The 17,103-nt window shown below is 49.1% G+C and carries 21 protein-coding genes; all 21 read left to right on the top strand.

The genetic code is table 11. The annotated features are described in order from the left end of the window. Window positions 1–51 precede the first annotated feature (51 nt). The 21 genes from AC6I5A_RS09470 (at window position 52) to AC6I5A_RS09570 (ending at window position 17,050) form a co-directional block, all read left to right on the top strand. A complete protein-coding gene (locus AC6I5A_RS09470; RefSeq protein ID WP_034614928.1) occupies window positions 52–750 on the top strand; it encodes a head maturation protease, ClpP-related in 699 nt (232 codons plus the stop codon). 19 nt (window positions 751–769) lie between these two features. Beyond that, window positions 770–1,978 (top strand): phage major capsid protein, encoded by a 1,209-nt coding sequence (locus AC6I5A_RS09475; RefSeq protein ID WP_034614932.1) that lies wholly within the window; start codon window positions 770–772, stop codon window positions 1,976–1,978. 12 nt (window positions 1,979–1,990) lie between these two features. Then, complete coding sequence (locus AC6I5A_RS09480) at window positions 1,991–2,611, top strand: hypothetical protein (RefSeq protein WP_497900632.1); 621 nt, start codon at window positions 1,991–1,993, stop codon at window positions 2,609–2,611. Between the two features lie 18 nt (window positions 2,612–2,629). After that, window positions 2,630–2,938, top strand: a complete 309-nt coding sequence (locus AC6I5A_RS09485) for a head-tail connector protein (protein WP_034614936.1) — start codon at window positions 2,630–2,632, stop codon at window positions 2,936–2,938. 2 nt (window positions 2,939–2,940) lie between these two features. Further along, window positions 2,941–3,273 (top strand): head-tail adaptor protein, encoded by a 333-nt coding sequence (locus tag AC6I5A_RS09490; RefSeq protein WP_034614939.1) that lies wholly within the window; start codon window positions 2,941–2,943, stop codon window positions 3,271–3,273. Further along, complete coding sequence (locus AC6I5A_RS09495) at window positions 3,266–3,697, top strand: HK97-gp10 family putative phage morphogenesis protein (protein WP_034614942.1); 432 nt, start codon at window positions 3,266–3,268, stop codon at window positions 3,695–3,697. Before AC6I5A_RS09490 ends, AC6I5A_RS09495 begins: the two co-directional genes overlap by 8 nt. After that, window positions 3,694–4,032: a hypothetical protein gene (locus AC6I5A_RS09500; protein WP_034614945.1), complete on the top strand. Its 339-nt coding sequence runs from the start codon at window positions 3,694–3,696 to the stop codon at window positions 4,030–4,032. Before AC6I5A_RS09495 ends, AC6I5A_RS09500 begins: the two co-directional genes overlap by 4 nt. Window positions 4,033–4,035: 3 nt before the next feature. Continuing rightward, complete coding sequence (locus tag AC6I5A_RS09505; protein WP_034614946.1) at window positions 4,036–4,626, top strand: major tail protein; 591 nt, start codon at window positions 4,036–4,038, stop codon at window positions 4,624–4,626. A 14-nt stretch (window positions 4,627–4,640) separates the two neighbouring features. After that, a complete protein-coding gene (locus AC6I5A_RS09510) occupies window positions 4,641–5,027 on the top strand; it encodes a hypothetical protein (protein WP_034614948.1) in 387 nt (128 codons plus the stop codon). A 203-nt stretch (window positions 5,028–5,230) separates the two neighbouring features. Beyond that, on the top strand, window positions 5,231–7,420 hold the full coding sequence (locus AC6I5A_RS09515; protein WP_497900633.1) for a phage tail protein: 2,190 nt from the start codon (window positions 5,231–5,233) through the stop codon (window positions 7,418–7,420). Window positions 7,421–7,433: 13 nt separating this feature from the next. Further along, window positions 7,434–8,207, top strand: a complete 774-nt coding sequence (locus AC6I5A_RS09520) for a phage tail domain-containing protein (protein ID WP_034614954.1) — start codon at window positions 7,434–7,436, stop codon at window positions 8,205–8,207. A 27-nt stretch (window positions 8,208–8,234) separates the two neighbouring features. Further along, window positions 8,235–9,098 carry a hypothetical protein gene (locus AC6I5A_RS09525; RefSeq protein ID WP_497900634.1) on the top strand — a complete coding sequence of 288 codons (864 nt, stop codon included), beginning with the start codon at window positions 8,235–8,237 and terminating at the stop codon, window positions 9,096–9,098. A gap of 12 nt (window positions 9,099–9,110) precedes the next feature. Then, window positions 9,111–9,998 carry a hypothetical protein gene (locus AC6I5A_RS09530; RefSeq protein WP_034614962.1) on the top strand — a complete coding sequence of 296 codons (888 nt, stop codon included), beginning with the start codon at window positions 9,111–9,113 and terminating at the stop codon, window positions 9,996–9,998. Between the two features lie 15 nt (window positions 9,999–10,013). Beyond that, entirely contained in the window at window positions 10,014–11,738 is a 1,725-nt protein-coding gene (locus AC6I5A_RS09535) for a discoidin domain-containing protein (protein WP_034614965.1), read from the top strand. A gap of 115 nt (window positions 11,739–11,853) precedes the next feature. After that, the gene (locus AC6I5A_RS09540; RefSeq protein ID WP_052168002.1) at window positions 11,854–13,530 is read left to right on the top strand and encodes a hypothetical protein; all 1,677 of its coding nucleotides are present in this window, start codon (window positions 11,854–11,856) and stop codon (window positions 13,528–13,530) included. A gap of 70 nt (window positions 13,531–13,600) precedes the next feature. Further along, window positions 13,601–14,002: a phage holin family protein gene (locus tag AC6I5A_RS09545; RefSeq protein ID WP_034614970.1), complete on the top strand. Its 402-nt coding sequence runs from the start codon at window positions 13,601–13,603 to the stop codon at window positions 14,000–14,002. Next, a complete protein-coding gene (locus AC6I5A_RS09550; RefSeq protein WP_034614973.1) occupies window positions 14,003–14,713 on the top strand; it encodes an N-acetylmuramoyl-L-alanine amidase in 711 nt (236 codons plus the stop codon). A 138-nt stretch (window positions 14,714–14,851) separates the two neighbouring features. After that, on the top strand, window positions 14,852–15,073 hold the full coding sequence (locus AC6I5A_RS09555; protein WP_034614976.1) for a hypothetical protein: 222 nt from the start codon (window positions 14,852–14,854) through the stop codon (window positions 15,071–15,073). Continuing rightward, window positions 15,048–15,365: an rRNA biogenesis protein rrp5 gene (locus AC6I5A_RS09560; protein ID WP_034614979.1), complete on the top strand. Its 318-nt coding sequence runs from the start codon at window positions 15,048–15,050 to the stop codon at window positions 15,363–15,365. The genes AC6I5A_RS09555 and AC6I5A_RS09560 overlap by 26 nt, the downstream gene beginning before the upstream one ends. After that, window positions 15,358–16,497, top strand: a complete 1,140-nt coding sequence (locus AC6I5A_RS09565) for a DUF2800 domain-containing protein (protein WP_034614982.1) — start codon at window positions 15,358–15,360, stop codon at window positions 16,495–16,497. The genes AC6I5A_RS09560 and AC6I5A_RS09565 overlap by 8 nt, the downstream gene beginning before the upstream one ends. Window position 16,498: 1 nt before the next feature. Then, complete coding sequence (locus AC6I5A_RS09570) at window positions 16,499–17,050, top strand: DUF2815 family protein (protein ID WP_034614986.1); 552 nt, start codon at window positions 16,499–16,501, stop codon at window positions 17,048–17,050. The last annotated feature ends 53 nt before the right edge of the window (window positions 17,051–17,103 follow it).

The raw sequence follows: 17,103 nt of genomic DNA on the forward strand, positions 1-17,103 counted from the left end.
TGGAGCTCCACATAATGCGTTCGCAGATATCAAAGAAACGGAGGAACCTGAATGAAGAAATTCTGGAACTGGGTGCGGGACGAAGATTCCGGCGCCCGAACACTTTACCTTGACGGCGTGATAGCCGAAGACTCATGGTTTGATGACGATGTCACCCCAAAGGCATTTAAAGCGGAACTTGCCGCCGGAGAGGGTGACATTGTTATTTGGCTCAATTCACCTGGCGGCGACTGCATTGCGGCAAGCCAGATATATGCCATGCTCATGGACTACAAAGGCAAGGTTACCGTAAAAATCGATGGTATTGCGGCATCAGCCGCTTCGGTGATCGCTATGGCGGGAACGACCGTGCTGATGGCTCCGACAGCACTCATGATGGTGCATAATCCTTTTACGGTAGCCATCGGAGACAGCGATGAAATGCAAAAAGCCATCGCCATGCTCTCGGAAGTTAAGGAAAGCATCATCAACGCCTATGAAATAAAAACAGGCCAGTCAAGAGCAAAGCTTTCCCATCTGATGGATGCAGAAACCTGGCTGAATGCCAAAAAAGCCATTGAACTCGGATTTGCCGACAGGATTTTGGAAGACGATAAAAAACGACAGCAGACCGGTGATGTCACCTATGCTTTCAGCCGCAGGGCGGTGACAAACTCGCTGCTGGACAAAGTCAAACCCAAACTCCCAAAACAGAAAACAGGCACACCGATCGAGTCGCTGGAGAAGCGGCTCTCTTTGATTCAACACTAAATTTTAGGAGGAAAATGATATGAGTAAAATTCTTGAACTGCGTGAAAAACGCGCAAAGGCATGGGAAACAGCAAAGGCGTTTCTGGATGCCAAACGTGGATCGGACGGCTTGGTTTCCGCAGAGGACACGGCAGTCTATGACAAAATGGAAGCCGATGTTGTAGCGCTAGGCAATGAAATAGACAGGCTTGAAAAGCAGGAAGCGCTTGACCGCGAACTTTCCAAACCCCTAAACATGCCGCTCACCGGAAAACCTTCTGTACCGGGCATGGAAACCCAAAAAGGCAGAGCATCCGAAGAGTACAGGAAGGCATTCTGGAATGCCATGCGTACCCGTGCCGGAGAAGGTCTCGACCCTGTCATCAGAAATGCGCTGCAGATCGGCACCGACACCGAGGGCGGATATCTTGTACCAGATGAATTTGAGCGCACCCTTGTGGAAGCTCTCGATGATGAGAATATCTTTCGTAGGCTAGCCAACGTGATTACCACCTCTTCCGGGGACCGGAAAATCCCGGTCGTGGCATCCAAGGGCACAGCATCCTGGATTGATGAGGAAGGCGCTATTCCCGAAAGCGACGACAGTTTTGGGCAGGTTTCCATCGGAGCATATAAACTGGGAACGATGATCAAGGTTTCCGAAGAGCTGCTGAACGACAGCGTATTCAACCTCGAAACCTACATCTCAAAAGAGTTCGCAAGGCGTATCGGTAACAAGGAAGAGGAAGCATTTTTCACAGGCGACGGCTCCGGCAAACCGACCGGTATCCTCGCTGCTACCGGCGGAGCGCAGATCGGCGTAACCACGGCGGGCGCTACCGCTATCAACATCGACGAGGTGCTTGATCTCTTCTACTCACTCAAAGCGCCTTATAGAAACAAAGCTGTCTTCGTAATGAATGACTCCACCGTAAAAGCGATCCGCAAGCTGAAGGACGGCAACGGTCAGTACCTCTGGCAGCCTTCATTGCAGGCGGGAACACCGGACACTATTTTGAATCGCCCTCTGTATACATCGGCGTATGTACCCGCCATTGCCGCAGCCGCTAAGACCATCGTTTTCGGTGACTTCGGTTATTACTGGGTAGCCGACCGCCAGGGACGCGTGTTCAAGAGACTCAACGAGTTATACGCCGCCACCGGGCAGGTAGGCTTTGTCGCTACCCAGCGTGTCGACGGCAAGCTCATTCTGCCCGAAGCCGTCAAGGTTCTTCAGCAGAAAGCGTAACGGAGGTGCGATATGAGTTATAACGCAAAGAACTATACCGAGCAAGGCGGCGAAAAAACGGTAATTGGCGGTACGCTGGAAATTAAGGAGGAAGCCTCAGTGACGGGGCTTCCTTCTGCAATAAATCAAGCTGCAAGTACGGCCACTACTGTCGCTGGAGTCAAGGATGATTTCAACAATCTATTGAAAAAACTTAAAGATGCAGGGGTAATGATCCCGGATACATGGAACGTTTCGGTCGCAAAAATTCCTACGCCAACCGGTGAAGATTTAATTAGTAACCAGGGTAAGGTTACCGCGATCACCATTGAAAACGGCGTAATTACCGTTACCGTCCCTGTATCGGAGCTAATCGCTTTTCCAAGTTCTAATCCTGATCAGGGTACGCACAAGTGGATTGGTATGGCCATTACCACAGGACTAGCAGATATTACGGTCATCAAGTATAACGACTATCAACTTACAGCAGAGGATGTTACCGAAGCGACTGCTGCTGGCTGCTCTGCCGGGGATATTGTCATGTGGCTTAAGTGCGATGAGATCGTGACGACTCCAAAGATATTCACGCTTTGGACTTCTGGTTACCCCGAAGCTATCTTTACCGTTGTGATCGTCGAACCAGAAGTTGAATAAGGAAAGGACGGTGGCGGTATGACACTGCTTGAAAAAGTGAAGGCAAATCTTATCCTTGAACATACAGCAGACGATGAGCTTCTGCAGATGTATATTACCGCTGCTGTCAGGTACGCCGAGAGCTATCAGCACCTGCTTGAAAATTTCTACGCTGATAATCAAATGCCGCCTACAACAGAGCAAGCCGTCATTATGCTGTCGTCCCATTTCTATGAATCAAGGGACGGCAGTACGGGCGGCTTTTTTGCGGACAACGTGCAAGCCGGGCAACAGGTATGGCATACGGTCAATCTGCTCCTCAGGTTGGACCGGGATTGGAAGGTGTGACCATGAGTTATGGAAAGATGAATACCTCAATCGACCTTATTGAGAAAGTGACCGTCAAAGATCCAGAGGGCTTTCGAACGGAAGTAGACAATATTGTGGCTTCGGTCAGGGCGTATCGAGAAGGTCGGCACGGCAATGAGAAATGGGCTAATCGGGCCTCGTTCTCTGAAGCCACCGACCTTTTCCGTTTTCGCCGAATTCCTGACGTAAGCATCACAACCGCAATGGCCGTCGTGAACAAAGAAGGGCGTTTTGAAATCACCTCGGTCGAGGATGTCAAAGGACGCGGGATGTACATCGAGGTCCTTGCCAAGGAGATGATATCCAGTGGCTAAGGCAGCGTTTAAAATGCCGGATGAATTTCTCTTAAAGCTGTCCAGACTTGGCGAGAAAACTGATGAAATTATTCCTCTTGTTCTAAAAGCAGGTGGCGAAGTTGTGGAAGAAAAGGTGAAAAGCAACCTGCAAAGTGTCATCGGCAAAGGTACGCAGGAAGAAAGCCGATCCACTGGAGAGCTTGTCTCCGCGCTTGGGGTATCTTCAGCAAGACAGGATAAGGACGGTAATTTCAATGTTAAAGTCGGTTTTTCTGAGCCGCGCGGTGACGGGAAAAGCAATGCTATGATTGCGGGCGTTTTGGAATATGGGAAGCATGGCCAACCGCCAAAGCCTTTTCTGAAGCCTGCAAAATCAGCAAGCAAAAAGGCATGTGTTGATGCGATGGTCACGACGTTTGAAAAGGAGGTAGAAAAAATATGAGCCTCTTAAGCGAGTTGACTGCGATTGTATCTCCTCTGATTCCCGTGGAAACGGGTGTGTTTTCAGAGACTGCACCAGACCGTTATGCTGTGATCACGCCGATGGTAGATACGTTTGAACTTTACACCGACGATAAACCACGGCACGAAATACAAGAGGCACGGTTATCACTCTTTGATAAGGGAAATTACACAGCGATGAAAAACCAAATAGTCCGCAATCTAATAGACGCGGATTTTACAATAACGGACCGCCGGTATATCGGACATGAGGATGATACCGGCTATCACCATTACGCCATCGATGTGGCGAAAAATTACGAATTGGAGGAATAACCAATGGCAACAATCGGACTAGATAAACTCTACTATGCCAAAATCACTGAAGATTCCAGTGGGAATGAAACCTATGGCACTCCCTTGCAGCTTGCGAAAGCAATGAAAGCGGACCTGTCCGTAGAACTTGCTGAAGCAACACTATATGCCGACGATGGTCCAGCTGAAATCGTGAAGGAATTCAAAAGCGGGACGCTCTCCCTTGGAATTGACGATATCGGTGTGACTGCAGCTGAAGACCTGACCGGCGCAAAGCTTGATGATAACCACGTCGTGATTTCGGGCAGCGAGGATGGCGGCATGCCCGTAGCAGTTGGATTCAGAGCGAAAAAGGCAAACGGTAAATACCGCTATTTCTGGCTTTACCGTGTGGTATTTGGCATCCCGGCAACCAATCTCGCCACGAAGGGCGACAGCATCACGTTCTCCACTCCAACCATTGAGGGCACTGTAGTGCGAAGAAATAAGCTAGATGGCAACGGCAAGCACCCTTGGAAATCCGAAGTTAATGAGGACGATGCAAGTGTTCCGGCTTCTGTGATCACCGGTTGGTACACGCAGGTCTATGAACCCGTATTCACGGTGACCCCGTAATGGAGGGCGATCAGATGGATAACGAAAGAAGCGCAATCATAGAAATCGGTGGTAAGGAATACAAAATGCTCCTGACCACTAAGGCCACAAAGGAGATCGCCAAGAGATATGGCGGTCTTTCTAATTTGGGCGAAAAACTCATGAAAACTGAGAACTTTGAAATGGCTCTGGACGAGGTGGTGTGGCTTATCACCCTACTCGCCAACCAATCGGTGCTGGTCCATAATCTTCAGAATCCGTCGAAGAAGAGAGATCTTCTTACGGAGGATACGGTCGAACTCTTGACCTCACCTTATGAACTGGCAGATTACAAAAATGCCATTATGGATGCCATGTATAAAGGCACAAAGCGAAACGTGGAGAGCGAGGAAGAATCCTCAAAAAACGCACAGGTCGGGTAAGCGACGAAGAGTTGTTTGCCCGACTGATTTTTTATGGTGTATCTCTTCTCCATCGGTCCGAGCAGGAGACCTGGCTGATGCCGATTGGGCATTTGCTCGATCAGTGGGAGGTTTACAAACAGTTTAACGGACTAGCGAGGGCAAAACGCGAGTACTTTATTGACGAAATCATTCCAGATGGAATCTAAGGAGGTGGTGAGAATATGGCGGATAACTTCGGCCTAAAAATCGGTGTGGAGGGCGAAAAAGAATTTAAACGAGCCCTTGCTGATATCAATCAGTCGTTTAAGGTTCTCGGCTCAGAAATGAAATTAGTCGAGTCTGAATTCGGCAAAAATGAAAACAGCGTCCAGTCCCTCACCGCCAAAAACGAGGTGCTCACCAAGCAGATCGATGCGCAGAAAGACAAAATCGAAACGCTCCGTAAAGCGCTTCAGAACGCCTCCGATTCTTTCGGCGAGAATGACCGCCGTACCCAGAACTGGGCGGTTCAACTTAACAACGCCCAAGCCGAACTCAACGGCATGGAACGTGAGCTGGCACAGTCCGCCGATGAAGCGGATAAGCTCGGCGATGAACTGAAGAAATCCGGGAATGAGGCTGAAAATTCCGGCGGCAAATTTGATAAGCTGGGCGGTATCTTGAAGGGCGTCGGCGCAGCGATGGGCACAGTTGCGGTTGCTGCAGGTGCTGCAGCCTTCAAGCTGGGCAAAGAGGTCGTGCAGCAGTTCGGAGAACTGGAACAGAACCTGGGCGGCTCGGAAGCGGTGTTTGGAGAATATGCCGCATCCATTCAGAAAACCGGCGAGGATGCCTATAAGAATCTGGGCGTATCGCAAAGCGAATACCTGGCGACCGCCAATAAAATGGGCGCACTTTTCCAAGGCTCCGGCATTGAACAGCAAAAGAGCCTTGAACTGACCGAAAAGGCCATGCAGCGAGCGGCGGACATGGCCTCGGTTATGGGCATCGATATGTCCATGGCTATGGAGTCCGTCGCCGGTGCGGCCAAGGGCAACTTCACGATGATGGATAACCTCGGTGTCTCCATGAACGCTACCAACATCCAAGCTTATGCCCTTGCCAAGGGTCTGGACTTCACTTGGAACTCGGCTACGCAAGCGGAAAAAGCTGAAGTCGCCATGCAGATGTTCTTTGAGAATACTGAGCAGTACGCAGGTAACTTTGCCCGCGAGTCCACCCAGACCATATCCGGTTCCATCGGGCTGCTGCAGGCCGCACTTGGCTCCTTTACAGCAGGTCTTGGAAATACCAACGCCGACATGACGAACCTGACACAGAATTTAGTGGACGCTTTTCAAGCTGTTGTAACAAACATCGTACCGGTCATTGAAAATATTGTATCTGCCCTTCCCATGGCAATGCATGCGATTCTTTCAGCAATCGGTGAACTGCTTCCTACCTTGCTGGATACAGTCACAGAGCTGTTCACCCAGGTGCTGGAGACGGTTTTAAGTCTGTTGCCTGAGCTGATACCTGCCGCTGTTGATGCGATTATGACCATTGTTGCGGCTCTTATAGACAACCTTCCTCTGCTCATTGAGGCTGCTGTGCAGCTCATAACCGCACTTGTAGAAGGCATCGGGATAGCCTTGCCAGAGTTAATCCCTGCTGCGGTTGGAGCTGTCATCACAATCGTCACAGGGCTGATAGATAACCTGGACAAAGTTCTGGAAGCAGCCTTTGCAATCATTATTGGTCTGGCAGAAGGTCTCCTAAACGCCTTACCCCAACTGATAGAAGCACTGCCGCAGATTATAATGACGATTATTAATTTCATCACCAACAACCTGCCTGCCATTATTGCGATGGGCATTGAACTCACCGTCCAGCTTGCATTTGGTTTGATCCAGGCAATCCCACAATTAGTTGCCAGACTACCGGAGATTATAGCGGCGATCGTGACGGGCCTGGGGAAAGCAGTCAGTTCGGTTTTTGAAATTGGAAAGAACATCGTTTCTGGCCTTTGGGACGGCATTAAATCCATGGGCAGTTGGATTAGCGAAAAAGTCAGCGGCTTCTTTTCCGGCATCGTGGATGGCGCCAAAAATCTGCTGGGCATACACTCGCCATCGACAGTATTCGCGGGTATCGGAACGAACATGGGCATGGGAATCGGAGTGGGATTTACCGATGCTATGAAGTTGGTTGAAGAAGACATGAAAAAAGCTATTCCAACAGAGTTTGACGGATTGAATATAGATGTGGACGCGGTCAGCAGGTCAATGCCGAACTCAAATGGAACGGGAGCTGAAAAGCAGACTGGGAATGCGGTAAACAATTATGAAATTGTAATTAATAATCCAAAGCCGGAGCTGGCTTCAGACAGTGTAAGAACTACCTTGCTGAAGCACTCCTACGGTTTGGTGTAGGAGGTGCATATAATTGGCTGAGAATTGGACGTTTAACGGGTTCCCTCTCACCTCAAGGGGAAAACGGGCTGTTGAAGATGTTATCGAGGGTGTTGGAATTCCTAAATACAGAGGAACTGACCTGCAGGTGCCGTTTCAGCACGGCAAGAGGTGGATTAAGAAAAGATTTGACAGTAGAAAAGTTGTCCTCTCCATGTGGATAAAAGGATCGAGTAGAGCCGACCTGGATGATAATATTGATGCATTCTTGAAGGCTATTGGCAATCCGGGGCTTCATTCACTTGTTCGTACAATGAGGAACGGAGAAACCAGGCAGGCGCAAGCCGAGCTTTGTACAGAGATAAATTTCGTCAGGAAAAATCCCGGCTATGCCAAATTCGCTCTGGAATTTGAATTAGCCGATCCTTTCTTTTATGGAATCGTAAAAAGCGCTGAGACCAAGATGGTTACTTCCTCTCCCTTTGCATGGACGCATGCCAACGAAGGCTCTGCGCCAATAACAGCAATGGTTATTACCTTGGAAGGACCGCTTAGTAATCCGATTATAAGGAATCAGAACAACGGGGTTTGGATTCAGTTCCTTGGAACAATAGCAAGCGGGGAATCTGTGGTTTTGGAAACAAAATATTACACCTGCCTGAAAGGAAATTCGAATATGATCTCCATTGTCAAGCATGGTGGCGATGCCTACTGGATGATCCTCGAAGCGGGAAACAACAGCATGGAATTAGAAACAGATACGATAGGTGGCAGGGTTGTATTTGAGTATTATCCTGCCTTTTATTAGGAGGTGAATTAGATGCCATATCCAACATTGCCCGGACGGAGGTTCGAATATGACATAGGCGGTGGTTCTGTCTACTATGGAAATGATATTAATGACATTACGACGATACTGTCACCGGAATTGATTAGTAGGTTGAACAGTGAAAACAACTCGGCCACTGTTCTATTTGCTGAGATGGGCAATGCTGGCATCGTTAGAACCGTCTGGGTCTTCTTGCCCGAGAAATACGTAGTATCTGGGCTAGGCATGGTCCACAAATTATATAGGGATGGTGCTTACACCGGTTCAGTAACGGTGGCAGGCAGCCCAGATAGCACAAACGGGCTTGATGGTACATGGATAGATGCTGTTTTGCCTAATGGTGCAATACCGCCCTATATGATGGATGACGACGTATGGCGAGATAGCATACAGCCATGTACGTTTTCTGAAGCTATACGAGTGCTACGAATCAGATACTATGCATCCGGCGGCTCTGGTGATTTATCACGTATTTATCTGTATGCACTGCATATCTACGGTGTGAAAGCAGCAGGAGAATTGCCAGATGATATTCTCTTCTTGGATGATGATACATCTGGAGACCCGGAATTTATCCGAGACATGGACTGGGGAGACCGGCAGGAAGGCACCACAATCATGAAGCGGATTAAACTGTTCAATAGCAGCTCGACAAAGATTGCCCACAATTTGTCACTTTCTCTAATTGATACGGATTTGCTGTTCAGTATGGATGAAGGGATAACGTGGGTTACCGGAGCATCGATTACCTCGTTGGCTCCGCAGGGAACCAGTGCAAGTATTATTGTCAAAAATACGATACCGCCGCCGACACAGATGCTTGGTCCAAGAGCGCCAAGATTTGAAGTGTCGATTGGCAGTTGGTCATAGGAGGTGGATTAGATGGCTTACCCGACTGTCCCCGGAAGAAAATTTGCTTATGACGTTGGAGGAGGCTCTGTATATAGGGGAACTTCAATCGTTGACATGGTATCAGCATTGAGTACGGATGAGATGTCTAAGTTAAATGGCTTAAGCAATAGCACATATGCAGTTCTACAATCGTATTCAAGCAACTATGGAATTAAGCTTGTGTTGTGGGTGTTTTTACCGCACAAATACAATGTTTCCGGCTTGGGAATGCTCCATGCTCAGTCATATGCCGGTCAGATGCCACCGACAAGGAACTTGCAATCCATTACTGTTCATGGAAGTGCAGATACAACGAATGGTTTAGATGGTACGTGGATAGCAGCGAATCTGCCAAACGGCAGCATTCCTACACTATTAACGGGGGATGATGATTGGAGAGACCAGATACAGCCTTGTACGTTCTCTGAATCCATAAGATGCTTGCGGGTTGAATATGCCACAACCGGTTCTTATATGGGCGCAGTAGTATATGCCTTGCATATCTACGGCATGAAAGCAACTGGTGAGGTAGTGAACGATATCTTGTTTATGGATGATGATGCGAGTGGAGACCCTGAGTTTATCCGAGACCTTGATTTCGGAGACAGGCCGGAAGGAACCACGACAACGCATAGGATTAAGCTCTACAACAGCAGCTCAACAAAGACAGCGAATAATATAACGCTGTCCTTGATTGACCAGGATCTTTTATTCAGCACGGACGAGGGTGCTACGTGGGTGACAGGTGCTACGATTACTTCGCTTGCTCCGGAAACTGCAAGCACAAGCATCATCATTAAAAACACGATCCCGCCGCCAACGCAGATGCTCGGACCGAGGTCTCCGAGAATTGAGGCACTGATAGGGAGCTGGTCATAGTATGGAGGTGAGATAATGCCAGATAGAATAAGGTTGATCGCACCTCAAGACCAAGCGATAACCAGCAGCTTGTCCTTGACCGCAAAATGGATACGCACCTATGAAGAGTTGGTGAAAGCCGACTTCGATGAAGATGGTGTGTTCACTCATGTTGTGACGAGAGAAGTTGAAATAGGCCATGTACCGACCTTCATAGGTTTGCAGTTGGATGAAGATCCAAGCACTACACCGAAAGGATACACAAATGGCTCCGATGTGGTTCCGCTCATGACGGCGGCTACGACTGAAGGAGTGACGGTAAGTGACAGTGGAAACCTTGGCTCCGGCTATGAAGGTTGGAGAGCTTTTGACAATGACCCGAACAGCAGATGGGCTATTGGCTCTACATCTGGAATACTGACCGCTGCCCTTCCTTCAGCAAAGAAGATCTCAGGATACACGATACGAGCAAGAAATGATACGTACTTGATTGACAGCCCCAAAGACTGGACGTTCGAGGGCAGTAATGATGGTGTGAACTGGACAGTTTTGGATACACAGACTGGTCAGATTTCGTGGGCAATGAATGAACTGAAAACATTCACCGTGGCTTATGCCAAGATCGCCTTGTACAGTTACTATCGACTGAATGTGACCTCTAACCAGAGCGGAACGGACGTATCGTTTTCAGAAATGGAACTGCTTGAGGGCATCGGCTACGATTTTGATTTCTACACAACAGGAAACAGAGTCATTGGCCCTTTTGCACTCAGCGGCATGGCCTATGGTGACGAGACAATTACGTGGGAACTTGGGGATATGCCCACCGGAACGAGTATTGCGATTAGCTGTGCTTTGACCAGTGACTTGAATCCTCCAGGTTCGTACACACAAGCAACGAACGGCGCCCAATGCCCGGTTATTGCCCAGAATGATGACATGACCGGAAAATACATTTGGTTCAAGCAAACGCTAAACACCTCAGATATTACGAAAACGCCCTCACTGATGAAAATGGAAATGCAGCTCGTCCTTGATGCGGTTGCGAACATGACAATAGAAATAGACCGAACCGCTCAATTTACTGGGTTACAGCATAGAACGACCACCGTCTCAGCTTTGCCTTGTGGTGAACCGACAACATTTTACCCGCAGGACGTGTATGACGGGTTCCTTTGCTGGAGAGCAAGGGCCGTCAATGCTGCGCTGGGGATTGATACTGGCTGGAGCCAGATTAACACGTTCAACTTAACAGGTGGTCCATTCCCGTTGCCCAGATACCTATCGCTGCTTGAGAACATTGCCTTCGGGAAGCCAGTTGCGGCGAGAACCCTTGACTTGAAAGAAAACAGGGCTTTTGGAAAACCCAGAGACAAGCGCGCTCTGTACAATGTGTTCAATCGTGCATTTGGAAAGCTTAGGGCAACGAGAGCCTTGTATAATCCGTTGAATGTTACGGATGATCCACCCTTCCCCTGGATTCAGTCGATTTCTGTTACCAGAGGTGAACCCGGATCGATATTGACCTTGTACGGAAATGGCTTTGGATACACGCATACGTCAGTAGACCTCAGCAATGTAAACAGGTACTTAAGAAGCTACGGTGGATTTGTCTATATTGGCACCAAGCTTTGCAGCGTACTTGAGTGGACTTGGGAAAAGATTGTGTTCCAGCTCCCGATGGATGCTGAGACCGGAAGCATAAAGGTACAGCTAGCTAACTGCCCCGACCGTACAGAACAGCAACCTTGTAGGCTTTGAAGTTTATGAAGGGCTCCCGGCAGATGACATCGGCGTTGAGCTGTTTGTTTGCGACAGGACTAACCCGAACATTATAGTAAGACAGCTTGGCGGCGCGTTCAACAAGTCATTCCAGATGCTGCAGAACAAACCCGGAAGTGGAAGTTTCAGCATCAGCCGATATGATGAAACCGGTGGCGACAGGACGTACATTACGGATGATAATTTGATTCTTGTTAAACTTGACGGCAACCCATTATTCAAGTGGGTTATAGAATCCAGGAAACCAAACTATGTTGACAGCGATGAAAAACAGATAATTGAAGTAAGTGGTCGAGGTGTTCTGAATATCCTTAGCAGGGCTGTTGTGTATCCGGAAAACATGGGCACGCCTGCTTTAGACAGACCTTTCACAGGAACCGCAAGCAAAGTCTTGAGGACGCTGCTCCTTGAAGCACAGAATCGCGGAGGTCTTGTTGGGGTAACGATAGACTGGCAAGATGACATGGACAGCCTGGGCAACCTGTTTACAGAGAATGTGAATTTAACATTCCACGTCGGCACACCGCTCAGCGAGGTCGTGTCGAAATTTACCGATGGGCTTGGATACTTCGATATAGAAATGACTCCGAACCTTGTGCTAAAAATTTACAAGTCAAGAGGTATGGACCTGTATGACAAAGTAGTCTACAGACCCGGGCAGGCGATCCTTAGTCACCAAAACCAAAGCGATGCAACGCACTTAGTCAATGAAGTATTGGTTGAGGGCGGTGACAAGTTGCTAGCGATAGCATCAAACTCTGTTAGCCAAACTGTGTATGGACGAAGAGAAGGTTATCTGTCTGCAAGCAATATCCAGTCCGGGCTTAGCGAGTATGGACAAGCATATCTTAGCCGAGCCGCTTTCCCGACCTGGGGAATACAAGGAACGGTAACGAAGTTCTACGATGATGAGGGCAACAGGCTAAAACCCTTCGAGTCTTACTTAATCGGTGACTGGATTGGCTGGAAGATTGCACCTGAAGGAACAGACGATGCCGGATTTGACGGTAAGGTGCGAGTTCGAGGAATCACAGTAAGTGAGGACGATGGGAACAGTGTCCTTGAGTACACGCTGGAACTGCATAACATGATGCTGGAGCATGAGATTAAGCTTAACCAAAAGGTTGAACGGATGTCACAGTTCAGTGGCTCTGACGTGCTTGCAGTGCCCCCGTCAAGCAGTGGCACGTACTCTGAATCCGAGATAAATACCATCCTTGCAACGAAGGCAAACACGAACCACCTGCATACCAATGTTTACTCAGAGATCGACCACGTCCATCATTTTTTAGACTTGACGGATACGCCTGACAGCTATTTAGGACAAGGAAATAAAGTGGTGGCTGTTAAAGCCGATGGCAGCGGTCTTGAATTTGTGCCTGGCGGCGGTGGAAGCTCTATTGGCGGCTGCATGGCTTGGGTGACGTTTAATGGAATCACGAATGCAAACGCCACCGGAACCTATGCACAAAGCGGAACAGCCGTAACGGTAACCTTAACAGGACACGGCTACAAAATTGGTCACATGATCTACTCTGATATAACTTCCGGGACAGGAGTGGATGGCGCATATAAAATTACTGAGGTAACAGCTGACACCTTTAAATACACAGCGGGAACCTCTTTGACAACGAGTGGAACGTCAGCGAATACAGCTGTGGCGGCTTCAGATCCTGCTGAAATTACAAATTTATTCATCGGACTGACATGCGAGGACTTGGACGGAGGGTACATCGACTGCCCTGTAATATCCCTATCTATATTTGGATAGTAATCAGAAATACAAGTTGCTTATGGAGCCTTCGGGCTCTTTTTTATTTTAAATCGAGGAGGACTCAAGAATGAAAGACATTGTCAACACGTTTCAGATTATCATTGCTGCTGTAGGCGGCTATATCGGGTATTTCCTGGGTGGCTGGGATGGTTTCCTTTACGCTCTGGTAGCTTTCGTCGTTATCGACTATTTGACAGGGTTCATGGTGGCCATCTTGGAAAAACGCCTTTCAAGTGAGGTGGGCTTTCGGGGCATCTTCAAGAAGGTGCTGATTTTCTCGTTGGTGGCGGTGGCGCATATCGTGGATTCGCAGCTTATACAAACCGGAAGCGCGATCCGTACTGCCGTCATCTTCTTCTACTTATCTAATGAAGGCATCAGCATTATTGAGAATACGGCAAAAATCGGTCTGCCTATTCCCGAAAAGCTAAAAACGGTCTTGGAACAGCTGAACAAGGAGGACAAGTAAATGAATCTGCACAAACTCATTCTCACCAACAACGCTTGCTACAAAGCAGGCAAACCCATCACACCAAAGGGCATCATGGTCCATTCCACAGGGGCGAACAACCCGAACCTGAAACGCTATGTCGGACCTGATGACGGTCTGCTTGGCAAGAACCAGTACAATAACCACTGGAATCAGGACAAGCCGGACGGCCGACAGGTCTGCGTCCACGGCTTCATTGGCAAACTGGCGGATGGAAGCATCGCCACTTATCAAACCTTGCCCTGGAATCATAGGGGATGGCATGCCGGCGGTTCTGCCAATGATACACATATCGGCTTTGAAATTTGCGAGGATGGTCTGACGGACGCCTCGTATTTTTCTGCCGTCTACAAAGAGGCCGTTGAGCTATGTGCTTACCTCTGCAAGCAGTATGGACTTACCGAGAAGAACATCATCTGCCACAGCGAAGGAGCCAAGCTTGGTATTGCCAGCAACCACAGCGATGTGATGCACTGGTTTCCAAAGCACGGTAAGAGTATGGATACCTTTCGTACTGAGGTTGGAAAGCTGCTCGAGGCATCCGCTTCCATAAATGTCTCGACTGATACCAATAAAAAATACTACCGCGTCCAACTTGGTGCGTTTTCAGTCAAAGCGAATGCCGATGCCCTGCTCAGCAAGGTAAAGTCTGCCGGCTTTACCGATGCTTTCATAAAATACAGCGAATAAAGCTCTGCAATTTACGCCCGTCGAGGAATTTTTCTTCGGCGGGCTTATTTTTTTGTGGAAACGTCCTTTTCCTCGTCCTCTCGTGGCTATAAGACAGAGGGCAAACGACAAAGACGCTCTCGGAAAGAGGTGAGGGTTATGAAACACAGCCTGAAAATCAGTGTTTCCAAACAACCGCAGAACGGCGGAATCGTTACCTGCCGCAATGTAACCGTAAGAGAGCGAATTCTGCGTTTTCTACTCGGCAACAAGCAGAAGGTGACCATCCTGGTGCCCGGAGATTCCGTACAGGAACTTGCCATCTGCGAGATAGACGAAGGAGGTGAAAAGAGTCATGAGCAAAATCAAGTTACTGCTTGATCTGGTCGAGGATATCCGCTCCCTTGCAGACAGCCTGCAGGCTTTGTGCGATAAAGCGGTTCAGGGTGAACCGGATTCCGGGCAGACACAGCCTGTCGAATCGGAAACGCCTGAGCCATCGAATATCTCACTTGAGCAGGTCAGGACCGTTCTCACGGATAAGAGCCGGAACGGACTGACAGCCGAGGTGCGGGAACTCATTCGAAAATACGGAGCGGACAAGTTGTCGGAGATCAAGCCGGAACATTTCTCCGCTGTGCTGAAAGAAGCGGAGGTGCTTGGCAATGGCTGATCACGCGGTTCTTTCCGCATCGAGTTCCCACAGATGGCTTAACTGTATGCCGTCCGCAAGGCTGGAACTGGAGTTCGAAAACAACTCCTCGGCCGCTGCTGAAGAAGGTACGGCGGCACACGCCCTGTGCGAATACAAGCTGAAGAAAGCACTTCATATGCGGTCGAAAAGACCGGTATCGGATTACGGCTCCGATGAAATGGAGGAATGCACCGATGCTTATGCAGAGTTTGTTATGGAGCAGTATGAGGCGGCAAAGCAGGTCTGCAAAGACCCGCTTGTACTAATCGAACAGCGGTTGGACTTTTCCTGCTATGTTCCGGACGGCTTCGGAACGGGCGATTGCCTGATAATTTCAGACAGCAGACTTCATATCATCGATTTCAAATATGGCATGGGTGTACTGGTGGAAGCTGAAAACAATACGCAGATGAAGCTCTATGCCCTGGGCGCTCTCGAGATTTATAACAGCCTGTATGACTTTGAAGAAATCTCGATGACCATTTTTCAGCCGAGAAGAGAAAATGTCAGCACATGGACTATTCCAGTATCGGCACTGAAGGACTGGGCGGCAAACGAACTCAGGCCGAAAGCGAAAAAAGCCTATGACGGTGAAGGCGAGTATATCCCGGGCGAATGGTGTACCTTCTGCCGCGCGGCAGTCAAGTGCCGTGCGAGAGCCGAGGAAAAACTCAGGCTGGCGCAGTCGGAGTTCAAACTTCCACCGCTTCTGACCGATTCGGAGATTGAGGAGATTATGAGCATCCTGCCCGGTCTCACGAAATGGGCTAACGAAATCATGACCTATGCGACTGAAGCCGCCGTAAGCCATGGTAAAGAGTGGAACGGCTTCAAGGTAGTCGAAGGCCGCTCCGGCCGCAAGTACCGTGATGAAGAGCAGGTGGCGGAAACTGCAAAACAGCACGGCTATATCGACATCTACCGGCAGAGCGTTATTCCGATGACAGAGATGCAGAAACTTATGGGCAAGACCAAATTTGAGGAAATACTCGGTGACCTCATCCATAAGCCACCGGGCAGGCCGACTCTGGTTCCGAAATCGGATAAAAGACCGGCTATGAACGTTTCAAACGCTAAAAACGACTTTTACGAAATTATGGAGGTAAATTAACATGACTAATATGAATACCAAAACCAAGGTTATCACCGGAACAAACACCCGTCTCTCTTATTTCCACGGCTGGGAGCCCGTTTCCATAAACGGCGGAGCCGAGAAGTACAGCGTATCCGTCTTAATCCCCAAGAGTGATACAGAAACGGTAAATGCGATCAACAATGCAATCGATGCCGCCATTGAGGACGGCATCGCCAAGTTCGGCGGCAAGAAACCCAATAAAGCTGCTATCAAGCTGCCCTTGAGGGACGGCGATGTGGAGCGCGACGACGAAGCGTACAAGGGGCACTGGTTCATTAACGCCAACAGCACGACCGCGCCCCAGATCGTGGACCGCGCCGTGAAGCCCATCCTTGACAAAAGTGAAGTATACAGCGGCTGCTATGGCAGGGTTTCCCTGAACTTTTTCGCCTTCAACTCCAACGGCAATAAAGGTGTTGCCGCAGGGCTGGGCAACATACAGAAAATCCGTGACGGAGAACCACTCGGCGGCAGAACAAACGCGGCTGAAGATTTCACCACTCTGGATGACGAGGATTTCCTCGCATAATCCGGCGATGCTGCACATGGGCGGCGGAGGGCAACTTCTGCCGCCCGTTTCCT

Source organism: Desulfosporosinus sp. Tol-M2, from assembly GCF_059735615.1.

Excerpts from the sequence above, each read along its gene's own strand:
- AC6I5A_RS09535 (WP_034614965.1), top strand. The coding sequence starts at position 10,014 with ATGCCAGATAGAATAAGGTTGATCGCACCTCAAGACCAAGCGATAACC.
- AC6I5A_RS09505 (WP_034614946.1), top strand. The coding sequence starts at position 4,036 with ATGGCAACAATCGGACTAGATAAACTCTACTATGCCAAAATCACTGAA.
- AC6I5A_RS09500 (WP_034614945.1), top strand. The coding sequence starts at position 3,694 with ATGAGCCTCTTAAGCGAGTTGACTGCGATTGTATCTCCTCTGATTCCC.
- AC6I5A_RS09545 (WP_034614970.1), top strand. The coding sequence starts at position 13,601 with ATGAAAGACATTGTCAACACGTTTCAGATTATCATTGCTGCTGTAGGC.
- AC6I5A_RS09540 (WP_052168002.1), top strand. The coding sequence starts at position 11,854 with ATGCTGCAGAACAAACCCGGAAGTGGAAGTTTCAGCATCAGCCGATAT.
- AC6I5A_RS09515 (WP_497900633.1), top strand. The coding sequence starts at position 5,231 with ATGGCGGATAACTTCGGCCTAAAAATCGGTGTGGAGGGCGAAAAAGAA.
- AC6I5A_RS09565 (WP_034614982.1), top strand. The coding sequence starts at position 15,358 with ATGGCTGATCACGCGGTTCTTTCCGCATCGAGTTCCCACAGATGGCTT.
- AC6I5A_RS09490 (WP_034614939.1), top strand. The coding sequence starts at position 2,941 with ATGAGTTATGGAAAGATGAATACCTCAATCGACCTTATTGAGAAAGTG.
- AC6I5A_RS09470 (WP_034614928.1), top strand. The coding sequence starts at position 52 with ATGAAGAAATTCTGGAACTGGGTGCGGGACGAAGATTCCGGCGCCCGA.
- AC6I5A_RS09475 (WP_034614932.1), top strand. The coding sequence starts at position 770 with ATGAGTAAAATTCTTGAACTGCGTGAAAAACGCGCAAAGGCATGGGAA.
- AC6I5A_RS09555 (WP_034614976.1), top strand. The coding sequence starts at position 14,852 with ATGAAACACAGCCTGAAAATCAGTGTTTCCAAACAACCGCAGAACGGC.
- AC6I5A_RS09510 (WP_034614948.1), top strand. The coding sequence starts at position 4,641 with ATGGATAACGAAAGAAGCGCAATCATAGAAATCGGTGGTAAGGAATAC.
- AC6I5A_RS09560 (WP_034614979.1), top strand. The coding sequence starts at position 15,048 with ATGAGCAAAATCAAGTTACTGCTTGATCTGGTCGAGGATATCCGCTCC.
- AC6I5A_RS09570 (WP_034614986.1), top strand. The coding sequence starts at position 16,499 with ATGACTAATATGAATACCAAAACCAAGGTTATCACCGGAACAAACACC.
- AC6I5A_RS09530 (WP_034614962.1), top strand. The coding sequence starts at position 9,111 with ATGGCTTACCCGACTGTCCCCGGAAGAAAATTTGCTTATGACGTTGGA.
- AC6I5A_RS09550 (WP_034614973.1), top strand. The coding sequence starts at position 14,003 with ATGAATCTGCACAAACTCATTCTCACCAACAACGCTTGCTACAAAGCA.
- AC6I5A_RS09480 (WP_497900632.1), top strand. The coding sequence starts at position 1,991 with ATGAGTTATAACGCAAAGAACTATACCGAGCAAGGCGGCGAAAAAACG.
- AC6I5A_RS09485 (WP_034614936.1), top strand. The coding sequence starts at position 2,630 with ATGACACTGCTTGAAAAAGTGAAGGCAAATCTTATCCTTGAACATACA.